General features: G+C 68.2%; 17 protein-coding genes. 15 read left to right on the top strand and 2 right to left on the bottom strand.

Annotation, left to right across the window (positions count from 1 at the left end; translation table 11 throughout):
* Positions 1 to 7 precede the first annotated feature (7 nt).
* Complete coding sequence (gene rpmH / locus JLI01S_RS03200; RefSeq protein ID WP_068259849.1) at positions 8 to 145, bottom strand: 50S ribosomal protein L34; 138 nt, start codon at positions 143 to 145, stop codon at positions 8 to 10.
* 452 nt (positions 146 to 597) lie between these two features.
* Between rpmH and dnaA the strand changes: the two genes are divergently transcribed.
* The 9 genes from dnaA to JLI01S_RS03245 all read left to right on the top strand — a co-directional run bounded on the left by dnaA (position 598) and on the right by JLI01S_RS03245 (position 9,276).
* The gene (gene dnaA, locus JLI01S_RS03205; protein WP_068259852.1) at positions 598 to 2,079 is read left to right on the top strand and encodes a chromosomal replication initiator protein DnaA; all 1,482 of its coding nucleotides are present in this window, start codon (positions 598 to 600) and stop codon (positions 2,077 to 2,079) included.
* Positions 2,080 to 2,835: 756 nt separating this feature from the next.
* Positions 2,836 to 3,969, top strand: a complete 1,134-nt coding sequence (gene dnaN, locus JLI01S_RS03210; protein ID WP_068259855.1) for a DNA polymerase III subunit beta — start codon at positions 2,836 to 2,838, stop codon at positions 3,967 to 3,969.
* 49 nt (positions 3,970 to 4,018) lie between these two features.
* On the top strand, positions 4,019 to 5,104 hold the full coding sequence (gene gnd, locus JLI01S_RS03215) for a phosphogluconate dehydrogenase (NAD(+)-dependent, decarboxylating) (protein ID WP_068259858.1): 1,086 nt from the start codon (positions 4,019 to 4,021) through the stop codon (positions 5,102 to 5,104).
* 1 nt (position 5,105) lies between these two features.
* Positions 5,106 to 6,311: a DNA replication/repair protein RecF gene (gene recF / locus JLI01S_RS03220; RefSeq protein WP_068259861.1), complete on the top strand. Its 1,206-nt coding sequence runs from the start codon at positions 5,106 to 5,108 to the stop codon at positions 6,309 to 6,311.
* A complete protein-coding gene (locus tag JLI01S_RS03225; protein WP_068259863.1) occupies positions 6,308 to 6,856 on the top strand; it encodes a DciA family protein in 549 nt (182 codons plus the stop codon). Before recF ends, JLI01S_RS03225 begins: the two co-directional genes overlap by 4 nt.
* Before the next feature lie 20 nt (positions 6,857 to 6,876).
* A complete protein-coding gene (locus tag JLI01S_RS03230) occupies positions 6,877 to 7,431 on the top strand; it encodes an LURP-one-related/scramblase family protein (RefSeq protein ID WP_157074803.1) in 555 nt (184 codons plus the stop codon).
* Between the two features lie 116 nt (positions 7,432 to 7,547).
* Positions 7,548 to 7,916: a 2Fe-2S iron-sulfur cluster-binding protein gene (locus JLI01S_RS03235; protein ID WP_068259868.1), complete on the top strand. Its 369-nt coding sequence runs from the start codon at positions 7,548 to 7,550 to the stop codon at positions 7,914 to 7,916.
* Between the two features lie 2 nt (positions 7,917 to 7,918).
* Entirely contained in the window at positions 7,919 to 8,848 is a 930-nt protein-coding gene (locus JLI01S_RS03240; protein ID WP_068259871.1) for a catechol 2,3-dioxygenase, read from the top strand.
* Complete coding sequence (locus tag JLI01S_RS03245; RefSeq protein WP_068259873.1) at positions 8,848 to 9,276, top strand: GlcG/HbpS family heme-binding protein; 429 nt, start codon at positions 8,848 to 8,850, stop codon at positions 9,274 to 9,276. Before JLI01S_RS03240 ends, JLI01S_RS03245 begins: the two co-directional genes overlap by 1 nt.
* 18 nt (positions 9,277 to 9,294) lie before the next feature.
* On the opposite strand, the gene JLI01S_RS03250 is transcribed toward JLI01S_RS03245, so the two are convergent.
* On the bottom strand, positions 9,295 to 10,245 hold the full coding sequence (locus JLI01S_RS03250; protein ID WP_068259876.1) for an AraC family transcriptional regulator: 951 nt from the start codon (positions 10,243 to 10,245) through the stop codon (positions 9,295 to 9,297).
* Positions 10,246 to 10,480: 235 nt separating this feature from the next.
* Here JLI01S_RS03250 and JLI01S_RS03255 point away from each other — a divergent pair, with 235 nt between their 5' ends.
* The 6 genes from JLI01S_RS03255 (at position 10,481) to JLI01S_RS03280 (ending at position 15,423) form a co-directional block, all read left to right on the top strand.
* On the top strand, positions 10,481 to 10,921 hold the full coding sequence (locus JLI01S_RS03255; RefSeq protein ID WP_068259879.1) for a hypothetical protein: 441 nt from the start codon (positions 10,481 to 10,483) through the stop codon (positions 10,919 to 10,921).
* A gap of 37 nt (positions 10,922 to 10,958) precedes the next feature.
* On the top strand, positions 10,959 to 11,969 hold the full coding sequence (locus tag JLI01S_RS03260) for a ferritin family protein (protein ID WP_084349166.1): 1,011 nt from the start codon (positions 10,959 to 10,961) through the stop codon (positions 11,967 to 11,969).
* Positions 11,970 to 11,984: 15 nt separating this feature from the next.
* A complete protein-coding gene (locus JLI01S_RS03265; RefSeq protein WP_068259882.1) occupies positions 11,985 to 12,299 on the top strand; it encodes an MmoB/DmpM family protein in 315 nt (104 codons plus the stop codon).
* Between the two features lie 91 nt (positions 12,300 to 12,390).
* Complete coding sequence (locus tag JLI01S_RS03270) at positions 12,391 to 13,962, top strand: YHS domain-containing protein (RefSeq protein ID WP_068259884.1); 1,572 nt, start codon at positions 12,391 to 12,393, stop codon at positions 13,960 to 13,962.
* 1 nt (position 13,963) lies between these two features.
* Positions 13,964 to 14,290 carry a phenol hydroxylase subunit P4 gene (locus JLI01S_RS03275; protein WP_068259887.1) on the top strand — a complete coding sequence of 109 codons (327 nt, stop codon included), beginning with the start codon at positions 13,964 to 13,966 and terminating at the stop codon, positions 14,288 to 14,290.
* Between the two features lie 35 nt (positions 14,291 to 14,325).
* Positions 14,326 to 15,423, top strand: coding sequence for an NADH:ubiquinone reductase (Na(+)-transporting) subunit F (locus JLI01S_RS03280; protein ID WP_068259890.1), 1,098 nt, complete (start codon positions 14,326 to 14,328; stop codon positions 15,421 to 15,423).
* The last annotated feature ends 22 nt before the right edge of the window (positions 15,424 to 15,445 follow it).

The following is a 15,445-nucleotide window of genomic DNA, read 5'->3' on the forward strand; positions in this document are numbered from 1 at the left end:
CGGCTCGTCAGGCCGAGATCTTGGAACGGCCCTTGGCGCGACGGTTGGCCAGGATGGACCGACCGGCGCGGGTGCGCATGCGCAGACGGAAGCCGTGCGTCTTGGCGCGGCGACGGTTGTTCGGCTGGAAGGTGCGCTTGCTCATGTGCGGTCTCCGATGATCTGTGGGCCTGTGGGCCCGGTGCTGAAGTCGACGGCCATCTTCGGCCACGATCGGAAGCCCACGTCTGAACACCGAGAACTCCGGCTGGATCATGGGCATGCGAAAGCGGCCGACAGGCCGACGTCCAAGGTACGGGAAGCCGGCTCACGAGGTCAAACCGCGCCGAACGAAGGTCCACTCATCGCTCAACCGGCCGACTTTGCCACGTCGGCACCGTGATTCCGAGGTGACACGCCGATTGCTCCTTGATTGCCGCTCCGACTGGGTTGCCCGGACCCGTGGGTGTTGTTAGCGTCAGCCCTCATCACCTGCCCCTCATGCATACCCACAGCCTGTGGACAACTTTGTGGATGACGCCTTCGAGGGTGCAGGATGATCGGTGTCAGAGTCTCTCGATCGGCCCGCGAGCCGCAGAAATTTGAGGTGTACGCCCAGTGGCTGACGCGGTCGACTTCAGCGAGGTGTGGCGCACCACCCTTGAGTCCCTGGACGCTGACGGTGTCCCCGTCACCCGGCGCGCCTTCCTCAGCATGGCCCGCCTGGTGGGACTGCTCGATGACACCGCCCTGATCGCCGTCCCCGACGACTTCTCCAAGAACTTTGTCGAACAGCGTCTGCGCCGCCACGTCACCCAGGCCCTCTCGGACCAGCTGGGACGCCAGATCCGACTGGCGGTCACGGTCGATCCCGATCTGGCCGATGGTGAACCCCTCCCGGCGACCCAGGGACTGGCGACCGAGTCGGATGTCGAGCCGGCACCCCGTCCCCAGGGCCTGTCCTCCACGCTGCCGGTCGAGGATCGTGATGACGGTCTGGTCGACGAGGACCCAGAGCCGGTCCCCGTGCGCTCTCGCCGCGGTCGACCCGAGCCGGAGCAGGTCGAGCTGACCCGGCTCAATCCCAAGTACATCTTCGACACCTTCGTCATCGGCGCGAGCAACCGCTTCGCCCACGCGGCCGCCGTCGCCGTCGCCGAGGCACCCGCCAAGGCGTACAACCCGCTCTTCATCTACGGCGACTCGGGGCTGGGCAAGACGCACCTGCTCCACGCGATCGGGCACTACGCCCGCAGCCTCTACCCCCACGTCAAGGTGCGGTACGTGAACTCCGAGGAGTTCACCAACGACTTCATCAACAGCATCCGCGACGACAAGGCGGCCAACTTCCAGCGCCGCTACCGCGATGTCGACGTCCTCCTCATCGATGACATCCAGTTCCTCCAGGGCAAGATGCAGACCCAGGAAGAGTTCTTCCACACCTTCAACACGCTGCACAACGCCAACAAGCAGGTCGTCATCACCTCCGACGTCCCGCCCAAGCTGCTCTCCGGCTTCGAGGAGCGCATGCGCAGCCGCTTCGAGTGGGGCCTGCTCACCGACGTCCAGCCGCCCGACCTCGAGACGCGGATCGCGATCCTGCGCAAGAAGGCCATCCAGGAAAAGCTGTCGGTGCCTGCCGACGTCCTCGAGTTCATCGCCAGCCGGATCAGCACCAACATCCGCGAGCTCGAGGGCGCGCTCATCCGCGTCACCGCCTTCGCCAGCCTCAACCGACAGCCGGTCGACATCGGCTTGGCCCAGATCGTGCTCAAGGACCTCATCCCCAACGAGCAGTCCAGCGAGATCTCGAGCGCGACGATCATGGCGCAGACCGCTGACTACTTCGGTCTGAACATCGAGGACCTGCAGAGCGCCTCACGCACCCGCCTGCTCGTCACGGCACGCCAGATCGCGATGTACCTCTGTCGAGAGCTCACGGACATGTCGCTCCCCAAGATCGGTGAGCAGTTCGGCGGGCGTGACCACACGACGGTCATGCACGCCGAACGCAAGATCCGTGAGCTCATGGGCGAGCGCCGGGCCATCTACAACCAGGTCACCGAGCTGACCAACCGCATCAAGCAGCAGGCCGGCTGACCCGTCTGACCGCCCACGGGCGCCTCGCGACGTCGTGGTCCGACGCCTCGCGTCGACCTCGGCAACCCCTCATGTCGAGTTGTCCACAGACTTCTCCCCAGCTGTGCGCGACGGGAGACCCAATCGTGACCCCGCAGCCGGACTCGTCACCCACCCCCTTCGTCCACATGTCCCCAGCCTGTGGAAACTCTTGTGGGTACTCGTGAGTCGCGACTTTCCGGTGATCTCCATGTCGCCGTCCACACCTTCGCCCACGGGTGGCCGCACATCGTGCACATCTCGACGCAGCACACGCTCTCCAGCGCCTGGCCACCGGCAGCAGATCGGGGAATCCCGGAAAGTCGGCATTCCGTCACCCACAGGTGCCTGAGGACGAACCTGTGCACAGACTGTGCAGGACAGCGGGGGGCTGGTGACGACCACCCATCGCCCACAGCCCCTCGGCCCTGTCCACGTGCCATCCACGGCGTCGTCCACAGGCAAGATCGGCCGCAGCAGCGGGCTGGAGGCGGTTGTCCACCGTGTCCACACCGCCTATGACAACGATGAGTCCTAGATCCATCCATTTCCTCCCCCACGCATGACGGCTGCCCTCTCTGTGGATGAGCCCGAAACCACGCCGACAAATGACAAGCACCTCGATTCACCAGCGGGGCCCTGAGCGCGTAATGTCAGCCATCCATGCGCTGTGCTGCGCGTGGTCGTTTGTGTCATTCGGATGAGCTCGCGCAGGGGCGCGTCGAAAGAAGGTCTGTCGTGAAGTTCCGCGTCGAGCGCGATGTGCTGGCCGAGGCGGTCACCTGGGTCGCCCGTGGTCTGCCCAACCGTCCGCCTGTCCCCGTCCTGGCCGGTGTCCTCATCGAGGCAGCGGACGACGGCACGCTCACCCTGTCGACCTTCGACTACGAGGTCTCGGCACGGATCACCGTCGCGGCCGAGGTCTCCGAGCCCGGCACGGTGCTCGTCCTCGGACGCCTCCTCGCCGACATCTCGCGCAACCTGCCCGGCAAGCCGGTCGATGTCACCACCGACGGAGCCAAGGTCCAGGTCACGTGCGGCAGCTCGCGGTTCGCGCTGCTCCAGATGCCGGCCGACGAGTACCCGACCCTCCCGACCTCGCCCGAGGGCAGCGGCAGCATCGACGGCACCGCCTTCACCCAGGCCGTCCAGCAGGTCCAGATCGCGGCCGACCGCGGTGACACCCTGCCGATCCTCACCGGTGTGCGGGTCGAGATCGAGGGCGAAAAGGTCACCCTCCTGTCCACCGACCGCTATCGCCTGGCGATGCGCGAGCTCACGTGGAGCCCCAACACCTCCGACGCAAGCCATGTCGCCCTCATCCCGGCGCGGACCCTCTCCGACACGGCCAAGGCCCTCGGTGCAGCCGGCTCCATCGAGATCTCCCTCGGTGCCGCGGCAGGTGGGTCCGGGCTCGTCGGCTTCGAGGCCGGCCAGCGTCACACCACCAGTCGACTGCTCGACGGCGAGTACCCCAAGGTCGCCAAGATCTTCCCCAGCTCGAGCGAGACCGAGGCCGTCGTGGCCACGGACGTGCTCACCGAGGCCGTCAAGCGTGTCGCCCTCGTCACCGAGCGCAACACCCCGGTCCGACTGCGCTTCACCGACGGCCAGGTCACCATCGAAGCCGGCACCGGCGACGACGCCCAGGCGTCCGAGGCGGTCGAGGCCAAGGTCGACGGCCCCGACATCGAGGTCGCCTTCAACCCCGGCTACCTCCTCGACGGGCTCGGAGTGCTGGGCACGACCTTCACCCGGCTGTCCTTCACGGCACCCCTCAAGCCGGCGATGATCACCGGCCAGGACAGCCTGGACGGCGACCTCGACACGACCTACCGCTACGTCCTCCAGCCGGTGCGACTCGCCGGCTGATCCCCCCTTCGCCCTCTCGCAGGGTGCCCCCGTCAGGAAGGCTCTCGTCATGCAGCTCGGTCTCATCGGTCTGGGCAAGATGGGCGGCAACATGCGCGAGCGCGTGCGCAATGCCGGCCACGAGGTCATCGGCTACGACACCAATCCCGAGGTCTCGGACGCCGAGAGCGTCCAGGCGATGGTCGACGCGTTGCAGACGCCGCGCGTCGTGTGGGTCATGGTGCCCGCCGGGGAGATCACCCGGTCGGTGATCAGCGACCTGGCCGACCGGCTCGAGCCCGGTGACCTCGTCATCGACGGCGGCAACTCCCGTTTCAGCGACGACGGGCCCAATGCCGAGCTGCTCGGTGCCCAGGGGATCGGGTACGTCGACTGCGGCGTCTCCGGCGGGATCTGGGGACTCGACAACGGCTACGGCCTGATGGTCGGCGGCGATGCGCAGCACGTCGAGCTCGCGATGCCGATCTTCGACGCCTTGCGCCCCGAGGGTCCGCGCGACGAGGGCTTCGTCCACGCCGGCGAGGTCGGTGCCGGTCACTACGTCAAGATGGTCCACAACGGCATCGAGTACGGCCTCATGCACGCCTACGCCGAGGGCTACGAGCTCCTCGAGAAGAAGGACATCGTCACCGACGTCCCGGGCGCCTTCAAGGCATGGAGCCGCGGCACCGTCGTGCGTTCCTGGCTCCTGGACCTCATGGTCAAGGCACTCGAGGAAAACCCGAGCATGGACGATGTCAGCGACTACACCGCCGACTCCGGCGAGGGCCGGTGGACCGTCGAGGAGGGCATCGCCAATGCGGTGCCCATGCCGGTCATCTCGGCCTCGCTCTTCGCCCGATTCGCATCCCGTCAGCAGGTCAGCCCGGCGATGCAGGCGGTCGCCGCGCTGCGCGGCCAGTTCGGTGGTCACCAGGTCATGACCGTCGCAGAGGGCGAGGACCTGCGGGCCGAGGCGGCGAAGGGAGTGGCCTCCCCCGCCGCAAGCAAGGCCCAGGAGGCGAAGAAGATCGACAAGCCGGCCTCTCCCGGCCAGTCGGCGAAGGGTGACGCCGCGGACGCTGGCCCGACCTCCGGCACCCAGAGCACCGGTGGGTCGCCCGGACCGACGAGCGGTTCCGGGTCGACCGAGTGACGTGCACGTACGTCACCTGAGCGTCGGCGACTTCCGCAGCTATCCATCGGCCGAGGTGGCCCTCGAGCCGGGCATCACCACGCTCGTCGGTCTCAACGGCCAGGGCAAGACCAACCTCGTGGAGGCGATCGGTTATGTCGCCTCCCTCTCCAGCCACCGGGTCGCGACGGACCAGCCGCTCGTGCGGTTCGGCGCCGACCAGGCGATCGTGCGCTGCGCGGTCGTGCGGGAGGGGCGCGAGAGCCTCGTCGAGCTGGAGATCACGCCCGGCCGGGCCAACCGCGCCAAGCTCAACAGGTCACCGGTCCCCCGCACGCGTGATGTGCTCGGCACCCTGCGCACCGTCCTCTTCGCACCCGAGGACCTGGCCCTGATCAAAGGCGATCCCGGTGAGCGGCGCCGCTTCCTCGACGAGCTGCTCGTGCAGCGCCAGCCGCGGTGGTCCGGGGTGCGCTCGGACTACGACAAGATCCTCAAGCAGCGCGGTGCGCTGCTGAAGTCGGCGTCCGCCGTGCTCGGCAGCAAGCGGGGGCGGGGCCGGCGCAGCTCCTCGGCGCCCGAGGGGGTGGACCCGCGGGCCGCAGCCGAGGAGGCGGTGCGCACCCTCGACATCTGGGACGACCATCTCGCGAGCGTCGGCAGTCAGCTGCTCTACGCGCGGTTGCGACTGCTGCGGGACCTCGTCCCACACCTGCAGGAGGCCTATCGCGAGGTGAGCGCCAACCAGTCGGAGGCGACCGCGGTCTATCGCAGCTCCCTGCACGCCGAGGCGGCCGAGGCCATCGCGGGCGGCGAGGTTCCCGAAGCCGACGACCTGCGCACGATGCTGCTGGAGTCCATGGCCCGGGTGCGGGATCAGGAGATCGAACGCGGCGTCAACCTCGTGGGCCCGCACCGCGACGACCTCGTCCTCGGTCTCGGGCCGATGCCGGCCAAGGGCTATGCCTCCCACGGTGAGTCCTGGTCCTTCGCGCTCGGCCTGCGCCTGGCGGCCTACCACCTGCTGCGTCACGATCTCGGGGACGACCCGGTGCTCGTGCTCGACGATGTCTTCGCCGAGCTCGACTCGGGTCGCCGGGAGCGGCTGGCCGCCATGATCGCGGACTGCGAGCAGGTCCTCATCACCGCTGCGGTGCCGCAGGACGTGCCGGACGTGCTCGAGGGCCGCTCCTACACTGTCACCCTGGGTGAGGTCGTGGCGTCATGAGCGAAGGGGAGGTCCCCCCTTCGGCAGATGGTGTCGAGGAGTCAGAGGTGGAGCCGAGCGTCGAGGACGCGGCAGCCTCCGCCCTGGCCCGTGCCCGGGCAGCCGCGGCGAAGAAGGGGCTACGTCCCGGGATGAAGCCGAAGCGCAAGCGCACGTGGCAGCCCCAGGGCGTCCTGTCGATGGGGGGCCGCGACCCGCAGACGATCGGCGACCAGGTCGAGCGGCTCATGGGTGACCGCGGGTGGCAGATGGACGTGGCCGCGGGGTCGGTCATGGGCCGGTGGCCCGAGATCGTCGGACGGCAGGTCGCGGAGCACTGCGAGCCGGTGAGCTTCGAGGCCGGCGTGCTGTCGGTGCGCGCCGACTCCACTGCGTGGGCCACGCAGATCCGGTTGCTCTCCAGCACGCTCCTGGGGCGGATCGCCGAGTCGGTGGGGCCGGATGTGGTCCACGAGATCCGCGTCCACGGGCCGAGTGCACCCTCGTGGTCGCGGGGTCTGCGCCGCACGAGTGACGGCCGGGGGCCGCGCGACACCTACGGGTGATGCAGGTGGAGGATGGACCCATGGGAATCCTCACCACCGATGCCATCGTCATGGACCAGGTGCGGTCCTTCCTCTCCAGCGACTTCGGGATCCACGACCTGGGCGGGCGACCCATCGGGCGGATCGCCACCGAGGGCAGCGCGGCGAGCCGGATGTTCATGGGCAACCGCCAGCTCGCGGTGGTCGACGGGGACAACAGCCTCCTCCTGCGCGTCAACGACATCCCCAATCTGGGGCTGGACCGCTTCGAGGTGCACGACGGGTGGGGCCAACCCCTGGCCCAGATCGTCAAGGAGTTCACCTTCCTCAAGAAGTCCCTGCGCATCGAGCTCGTGACCGGCCCGGTGCTGCGTCTAGAGGGGTCGATCTTCGACCGCGAGTTCACCGTCACCGGTCCTGGGGGTCTGGCCGCGACGGCCAGCCGGAGCTGGCCGGGCGTGGCCCAAGCCTTCCTCGGGCGTGAGCGCTATGTCCTCGGCTTCGTCCCGCAGGTCCCGGTTCCCGAAAAGCTGGGCACCATCGGCGCCGTGCTGGCCCTCGACATGATCCGGGCCAAGCAGCGCAACAACGGCTGATCTGGTCGCACGGCCGTTCCGCGAAGGGGAACGCCACCCCCCTTCGTCCCCGTGGTGGGGGAGAGTCGAGGCAACGGGGCGCCGATGCCTCGATGTCGACCACGAGGGAGTGCTCGGTGCCAACCATCATCGTGCAGCCGTCGGGGGCCGAGATCCTCATCTCGCCCGACGACACCGTGCTGGCCGGTCTGCAGAAGGCCGGCTATGCGTGCACGGTGGGCTGTCGACGCGGAGGCTGCGGCATCTGCAAGGTGGACGTCCTCGAGGGGTCCTTCACCTACAACCGACCCGTGGCCGACTCGGTCATCACGGCCGAGGAGCGCACCGACGGCACCTGCCTGAGCTGTCGTGCAGTCCCCGACGTGGACCTGACGATCCAGATGCGAGACGCATCCCTGCGCCTCGTCAACCCCCTGCTGGGCCAGCTCAACGCGAAGGCACGCGAGCGTGCCAGGGCGGCCAGCAACGCACCGGAGGAGCAGTAGACATGGGCATCATGCGAATGGGGTACGCCCACGTGCGTGTCACCGACATGACCGAGGCCAAGAACCACTACGGGTCGACGATGGGCCTGTACGAGACCCTCGAGGACGTCTCCCCCGAGGGCAACAAGCGGGTCTTCTACAAGGGCTGGGACGAGTGGGACCACCACTCCGTCGTCCTCGAGGAGGGCGGTGTCGGCGTCGTCAAGTACGGCTGGAAGGTGCAGCACGAGGCCGACATCGAGGCCATCGAGAACAAGGCCAAGACCTTCGGGCTGACCGTCGAGCGGATGTCCGCCGGGGAGAACCCCGAGGTCGGTGACGGCATCCGCTTCACCACCACGAGCGACCACGTCTTCGAGGTCTACCACTCCCAGACGGCCATCGGGACCGAGGTCGGCACGCACAACCCCGACCCCTTCCCCCGGCACCTCGTCGGCATCGGTGTCCCGGCCCTCGACCACTCGCTGATCACGGCCGAGGACCCGAAGCTGATGGAGAAGCTGCTCATCGACGTCTTCGACTTCTACCCCACCGAGCGGATCCAGACCAGCCTCGAGGACGACCACGAGCTCGCTGGTACCTGGCTGACCTCCAACAACCAGATCCACCAGATGGCGATCATCGGCGGGCCGCAGGGCAAGCTGCACCACTTCGCCTTCCGCCTGGACGACTGGAGCCAGGTCGGGCACGCTGCGGACCTGCTGACGATGGACGACGTGTCGGTCGACGTCACGCCGACCCGTCACGGCATCACCCGCGGGCAGACGACCTACTTCTTCGACCCGAGCGGCAACCGCAACGAGGTCTTCGGCGGCGGCTACCTCGCCTTCCCGGACCGCCCGACCAATGTCTGGACGGTCGACCAGATCGGCAAGGGCATCTTCTACCACTCCCGCGAGCTCAACGAGCGCTTCACGAGCGTCCTCACCTGATGAGCCACACCCGTCGCAGCGCCGTCCTGACCCTCGAGGGGGCCGGGGCGGCGCTGTCCGCTGCCCTGGCGCACGCCACCGAGCACGGCCTGCGGATGAACATCGCCGTCGTCGACACCGGTGGCGCGCTGCTGACCTTCGCCCGGATGGACGGCGCCTTCGTCCACTCCGGTCCGATCGCCATCGACAAGGCGTGCACGACCGTCGGCTTCGGTGGCGCCTCGACCGCCGGGCTGTACGAGGCGCTGTCCCAGGAGGACGCCGTGATCCGGGGGATCGGTAACCGTCCCGGGGTCGCGGCCTTCGGTGGCGGCATCCCGATCGTGGTCGACGGAGAGCTGGTGGGAGCGATCGGTGCCTCGGGCGGGTCGGCGCAGGAGGACGAGCAGGTCGCGGCTGCTGGAGCGGCTGCGGTCACCGCTCGCTGACCTCAGCTCGGACGGACCTCAGCTGGCGGTGGCCAGGGTCTGGCTCGGCAGCTCGCCGTACTTGTCGCGATAGGCCGCGGCGAAGCGGCCCAGGTGGGTCACCCCCCACGACAGCGCCACGTCGGTGACCGTCCCGCCCCGTCCGTGGACGAGGTCGTCGTGGATGCGCTCGAGCCGCACGTCGTGCAGGTGGGCGAAGGGGGTGGTGCCCACGTGCTCGCGGAAGGACTGCTGCAGCCGACGAACGCTCACCCCCGCGATCTCGGCGAGGTCGGCGGGAGACCAGGCCCGCGCGGGGTCGAGCGCGATCGCCTCGATGACCCGGTGGACCGGTCTCGGGCGCAGGGTGCCACGCGTCGGCGGCTCCTCCGGGACCGCGGCCAGGAGAAGCCCCGTGACGAGCATGCTCGCCACGGAGGCGGCGACCTGCGGGTCGCGGTAGAGGACGCCGCCGCAGTCGCGGGCGTTGTCGAAGGTCGTGCGCGCCATCCGGAACCACGCAGCCCCCGCCGGGGTGCGCAGGTCGATGTCGGTCGGGAGCACGACGTCCTTGCGGGCGAAGACCCGCTCGCTCTCCCGGCGCAGGTGCTCGGCGTCGATACGCAGCCCGAGTACGTCCGCGTCTGGGGTCCACGCCGGCATCCGCGCGGGGGTGTCCGCGGGGAAGGCCGTCGCCTGACCGGGGCCGGCGTCGAAGTCGAGGCTGCCGATGCGTGAGGCGAGGTGGCCGCTCAGCGGGATGTTGACCGCGACCGCTCCGGGGTGGTCGGACTCGATGCCGACCGTCGCGCCGAAGCGGATGTGCGCCAGCCGGCAGCTGCCGAGGTCGATGACCTCCAGGCCGGATGCTGCGGCCTCCCGCGGGGAGGAGCTTGGGTGCATCGCGTGCGGGAAGTAGGCATCGGCGAGCGCCTCCTGTAGCCCCTCCCAGTCCTCGAACCGGGGGGCGGTCTCCCGAAGGTGCTTCATCGCACTCCTCTCGCGATCATCACTGCTCCATCGATGATGACCTCCACCAGTCTCCCACCTCGAGGCGTTCCGGACCACGGAACACCTCTGGCCAACCAGCCGGGTGCGTCAGGTGGACAGAGGTTGCGTCGGGTGGATCGTGGGGAGCCCGCGACCGGCCTACGTTCGTCAGCACACATCACATCGGGGTGATGGGCGAAGCCCGTACTCCGATCGACCCTAGGGAGACGAGCGGATGACGCCCTTCATGACCCGCGTGGCCGAGCTTGTCGGCACACCGGAGCAGGACCTGGCCGGGCTGGCCCCGGGCGGCACCACCGTCCCGGAGACCCGCATCAGCAAGCGTGTCGCGACCGGGACCGGCGCCGACCGGCACGTCGCTCTGCGCTCGCTGGCCGAGCAGTACGTCTGCGAGGGCAACGCGATCCTCGGCCCCGGCCGAGAGCACCTCGACCTCGTCGACGAGGCCCTCCCCGACGAGCTGGCCTTCACCGTCACCTACGGCGACGCCGGCGCGCGCTGCTCGACGGCCTTCGCCGACGGGCGCGCCTTCGGCCGGATCGTCGGCACCTTCGACGAAGGGGACGAAGCGCGCGAGCTCGTCGGTCCTGACGCCCTGCCGGACCTGCTGGTCCAGCTCCTGGAGGCCGGCGCCGACACGCCGACCTCCGCCTGACCCCCCTTCGCCCCACCACGACCGAGGAGAACGTCCAGTGCAGTACGAACTCAAGACCCAGGTCATCGAACCCCAGCGGCAGACCTTCACCCACATCGCGAAGCGCTATGGCGACAAGCCGGCCTCGCGCTATCTCGAGGGCACCATCGACGTGCAGCCGAAGGAGAACTTCCACTACCGGCCCACCTGGGACCCGACGCGGGAGATCTACGACGACTCCTACAGCGTCTTCCGGCTGACTGACACCTACTCCTTCCTTGACCCGCGGCAGTTCTACTACGCCCCCTACGTCACGGCCCGGGCCGCTCACCACGAGGCCTTCGCCACCTCGCTGCAGTACATCGAGGACCGTGGCCTGCTCGAGCGCCTCTCCGACGGCTGGAAGGGCGTGCTCACCGAGCTCGTCGTCCCGCTGCGCCACCTGGAGAGCGCCGGTCAGCTGATCCTCTGCGGCATGGCTCGCTTCGCCTTCGGCGCCACGATCACCCAGGCGGCGGCCTACTCCGGCTTCGACCGGGTCGGCAATGCCCAGGTCCTCAGCCGCGCGGGCATCGCCCTGGGTGGCGGAACCGCCGACCTCCTGACCGAGGCCAAGGAGCACTGGATGGACGACGCGGCGCTGCAGCCCCTGCGCAAGCTCGCCGAGGAGACCATCGTCGAGTCCGACTGGGGTGTCGCGCTCCTGCAGCTCGACGCCGTCGACCACCTGCTCTACGACCTGCTCTACCGCTACCTCGACGACGAGGCCGTCAACAGCGGGGCGCCCGCCTACTCGCTCATCTCGCAGCACATGTCGAGCTGGTTCGACGACAACCGCAAGTGGATCGACGCCCTGTACAAGGCCTGGCGTGCCGACCCCGAGCTCGGTGAGACCAATTCCGCGCTGCTCGCCGAGCACGGCGCCGCCGCTGTCGACACGGCACTGGAGGCGGTCACCCCCTTCGCCGCCCGGATCGAGGAGCTGCTCGGCGACGGGATCAAGGCCGTCGACCGGATCACCGCCAAGGCCGCCGAGGTGCGCTCCGCGCACACCGGCGAGCAGGCCTGAGAGAAGGAGAGCGCCATGAGCGAGCAGACAACAGCTGATCAGACCCAGACCAAGACCGTGCGCGATGTCGGCGTCGTCATCCAGGAGTCCGAGAACAACCGGCCCGTCATCGAGGCCATCGAGCAGGACAACCCCGAGTGCACCGTCATGCACACCCCGGGCCTCGTTCGGATCACTGCACCCGGACGGATCGTGATCAACCAGGAGACTGTCGAGGAGAAGGTCGGGCGCGAGTGGGAGACCCACGAGTTCCAGATGTCCATCGTCAGCTACTTCGGCAACATCCAGGAATGGGATGACGACGAGATCGTCATCGCCTGGGACCACTGAGCAGGGGGTCTCGAGGCTCGGCCGCAGCCGGCCTCGCACCTCGACCCGCGTGAAGAACAGACCGAACAACGACGTTCACAGGAGACGTGAGATGACTCTCGCACCCGAGAAGAAGAGCAAGAAGCCCAAGAAGTTGTCGATGAAGGCCCGCTACGAGGCCCTCACCCGCGGACTCGACTGGGAGCCCAGCTATGTGACCAAGGACGAGATGTTCCCGCACCTCGAGTACGAGGGCATCAAGATCCACGACTGGGCGGCCTGGGAGGACCCCTTCCGCCTGACGATCGACTCGTACTGCAAGTACCAGGCGGAGAAGGACAAGCGCCTCTATGCCGTCATCGACGGCTTCGCCCAGGGCCAGGGCCACCTCGGCCTCACCGACGCCTCCTATCTCAACGCGATGAAGCTCTTCATCCAGGGCGTCACCCCGCTGGAGTACGGCGCGCACCGCCACTTCGCCTACCTCGCTCGGCACTTCGCCGGCCCCGGCCCGCGCTTCGCGGCCCTGTGCCAGTCGATCGACGAGATCCGGCACATGCAGACCGAGATCCACACCCTGAGCAACTACAACAAGCACTACTCGGGCTTCCACAACTGGCCCGAGCAGTTCGACCGGGTCTGGTACCTGTCGGTTCCCAAGAGCTTCTTCGAGGACGCCCTCTCCTGCGGGCCCTTCGAGTTCCTCATCGCCGTCGGGTTCTCCTTCGAGTACCTGCTGACCAACCTGCTCTTCGTGCCCTTCATGTCCGGCGCGTCCTTCAACGGTGACCTGCCGACGATGACCTTCGGCTTCTCCGCGCAGTCCGACGAGTCGCGTCACATGACCCTCGGCCTCGAGGCGATCAAGTTCCTCCTCGAGCAGGACGAGGCCAATGTCGAGATCGTCCAGGGCTGGATCGACAAGTGGTTCTGGCGCTCCTACCGCGTCACGGCGCTCATCGCCCAGATGCTCGACTACATGCTGCCGCGCAAGGTCATGAGCTGGAAGGAGTCCTTCGAGCTGTACTTCGAGGAGCAGATGCTCGGCGGCCTCTTCCAGGACCTCGCCTTCTACGGCATCAAGCCCCCGCGCCACGTCGAGGACGCCATCAAGGAGAAGGAGGTCCTCTCCCACCAGGTGTACTGGACCCTCTACCAGTTCTCCTTCGCCGCCGGATTCACGACGAGCGCTCCGACCGACGAGCACCTCGACTGGCTGTCGCAGGCATACCCGGACACCTTCGACACGTACTACCGGCCGCTGTGGGAGAAGGAGAAGAAGAACATCGAGAACGGCGGGCGTCACTTCGCTCGCGGCCTGCCGCAGCTGTGCCAGGTCTGCCAGGTCCCGATGCTCTTCACCGAGCCGGGCGAGCCCAATGTCCTCGCCCAGCACGAGTCCGAGTTCGAGGGCGAGATCTACCACACCTGCTCCAACGGGTGTCAGTGGATCTTCGACCGCGAGCCGGAGAAGTACCGCCAGGCGTGGCTGCCCGTCCATCAGATCCTCCAGGGCAACTGCGGTGGCCCGTCCATCCCGGAGGTCCTCGACTGGTACGGCCTGCAGGACGGTGACGCGGGTGAGTACCTCGGCTCGCGCGACCACAAGAACTGGGTGGCCTGGCAGGGCGAGGCTGCGGCAGAGACGAGCACGGTAAGCGACGAGACGAAGGCAGGTGCCTGACATGGCGATCAAGAGCCTGGGCGAGTACAACTTCCCCTCGCGGTCCGCCGCAGAGAACTACGGCGACGACCAGCTCGTGTCCGTGTGGTTCCAGGACACGCTGTGGTTCGCCGCACCGGTCATGTTCCGCGCGCCGCGCGAGATGACCTGGGCGGACTTCCGGACCCAGATGTTCGTGCCCTTCGCCGAGGAGGACCCGGACTACGACCCGGCCGCCGGCCGGGCGTGGACCCTGCACGGCAAGCCCTTCGAGCCGCAGGACGGCCAGACCCTCGCCGAGCTCGGCGTCCGGCACAAGGACGTCATCGGCACCCGCGTGGCTGCCTGAAGCTGCCCCCTTCGTCCCGCTCCAGGAGAGAAACCATGACCAAGTACACGATCACCGTCGAACCCGTGGGCCGCGAGGTCCAGTGCGACGAGGACCAGACGATCCTCGATGCCTGCCTCCGGGCGGGGGTGTGGCTGCCCCACAGCTGCACCCACGGCACCTGCGCCACCTGCAAGGTGGACAAGCTCGACGGTGAGGTGGACCTCGGTGAGGCGAGCACCTTCGCCCTCATGGACTTCGAGCGGGACGAAGGGAAGCTGCTCACCTGCTGCGCCAAACCGCGGGAGGACGTGACGATCGAGGCCGACCTCGACGTGGACGAGGACATGGAGGTCTTCCCGGTCGAGGACTACACCGGCACCGTCGTCGTCCTCGAGGACATCGCGCAGGACACCAAGCGACTGGTCGTCGAGCTCGACCGCGAGATCGGCTTCAACGCCGGCCAGTACATGAAGTTCTCCGTGCCGGTCGCCGACGGTGACGAAGCGGTCGATCGCACCTGGTCGATCGGCTCGCCCCCCGGCGAGACCACGCGCCTGGAGTTCCACATCCGCAATGTCCCCGGTGGACGCGGCACCGACGGCTGGGTCTTCGCCACCCTCGCGGAGGGCGAGCAGGTGCGGATGTCGGGGCCGTACGGCCGCTTCGTGCTCAAGACCGGCGACGACAAGCACGCGATCCTCGTCGGGGGTGGCACCGGCGTCGCGCCGCTGAAGTCGATGGTGCGGCACGCCTTCGAGGCCGGCGAGTACGAGGGCGAGATCACCCTCTACGCCGGAGGGCGTACCCGTGCCCACCTCTACGACGTCGAGGCCTTCAGAATGTTGCACGACGAGTACCCGCTATTTACGTACCGGCCCTGCCTCTCCGACGAGACCCCCGAGGACGTCGCGGCGGACGGTGACGACCCGGACGGCTACGCCTACGGCATGGTCACGACGGTCATCGAGGCCGACCACGAGCGGCTCATCGGCTGCCGTGGCTACCTGTGCGGTCCCCCGCCGATGGTGGACGCGGCCCTGAAGACCCTGATGAGCCGGCGGCTGTTCCCCCGGGACATCTTCCGGGAGGACTTCTTCGACGAGTCCGACAAGAACGGCTCCGGGCTGAAGAGCCCGCTCATCAAGCGATGACCCTGAGCTGACGACCAAGGCC

The sequence above is a fragment of the Janibacter limosus NBRC 16128 genome (genome assembly GCF_001570985.1).
Classification (GTDB): Bacteria; Actinomycetota; Actinomycetes; order Actinomycetales; family Dermatophilaceae; genus Janibacter; species Janibacter limosus.

What these genes read in the sequence shown, in the direction of transcription:
- rpmH (WP_068259849.1), bottom strand. Translation starts at nt 145, where the DNA reads ATGAGCAAGCGCACCTTCCAGCCGAACAACCGTCGCCGCGCCAAGACG.
- gnd (WP_068259858.1), top strand. Translation starts at nt 4,019, where the DNA reads ATGCAGCTCGGTCTCATCGGTCTGGGCAAGATGGGCGGCAACATGCGC.
- JLI01S_RS03225 (WP_068259863.1), top strand. Translation starts at nt 6,308, where the DNA reads ATGAGCGAAGGGGAGGTCCCCCCTTCGGCAGATGGTGTCGAGGAGTCA.
- JLI01S_RS03230 (WP_157074803.1), top strand. Translation starts at nt 6,877, where the DNA reads ATGGGAATCCTCACCACCGATGCCATCGTCATGGACCAGGTGCGGTCC.
- JLI01S_RS03240 (WP_068259871.1), top strand. Translation starts at nt 7,919, where the DNA reads ATGGGCATCATGCGAATGGGGTACGCCCACGTGCGTGTCACCGACATG.
- JLI01S_RS03245 (WP_068259873.1), top strand. Translation starts at nt 8,848, where the DNA reads ATGAGCCACACCCGTCGCAGCGCCGTCCTGACCCTCGAGGGGGCCGGG.
- JLI01S_RS03250 (WP_068259876.1), bottom strand. Translation starts at nt 10,245, where the DNA reads ATGAAGCACCTTCGGGAGACCGCCCCCCGGTTCGAGGACTGGGAGGGG.
- JLI01S_RS03255 (WP_068259879.1), top strand. Translation starts at nt 10,481, where the DNA reads ATGACGCCCTTCATGACCCGCGTGGCCGAGCTTGTCGGCACACCGGAG.
- JLI01S_RS03265 (WP_068259882.1), top strand. Translation starts at nt 11,985, where the DNA reads ATGAGCGAGCAGACAACAGCTGATCAGACCCAGACCAAGACCGTGCGC.
- JLI01S_RS03270 (WP_068259884.1), top strand. Translation starts at nt 12,391, where the DNA reads ATGACTCTCGCACCCGAGAAGAAGAGCAAGAAGCCCAAGAAGTTGTCG.
- JLI01S_RS03275 (WP_068259887.1), top strand. Translation starts at nt 13,964, where the DNA reads ATGGCGATCAAGAGCCTGGGCGAGTACAACTTCCCCTCGCGGTCCGCC.
- JLI01S_RS03280 (WP_068259890.1), top strand. Translation starts at nt 14,326, where the DNA reads ATGACCAAGTACACGATCACCGTCGAACCCGTGGGCCGCGAGGTCCAG.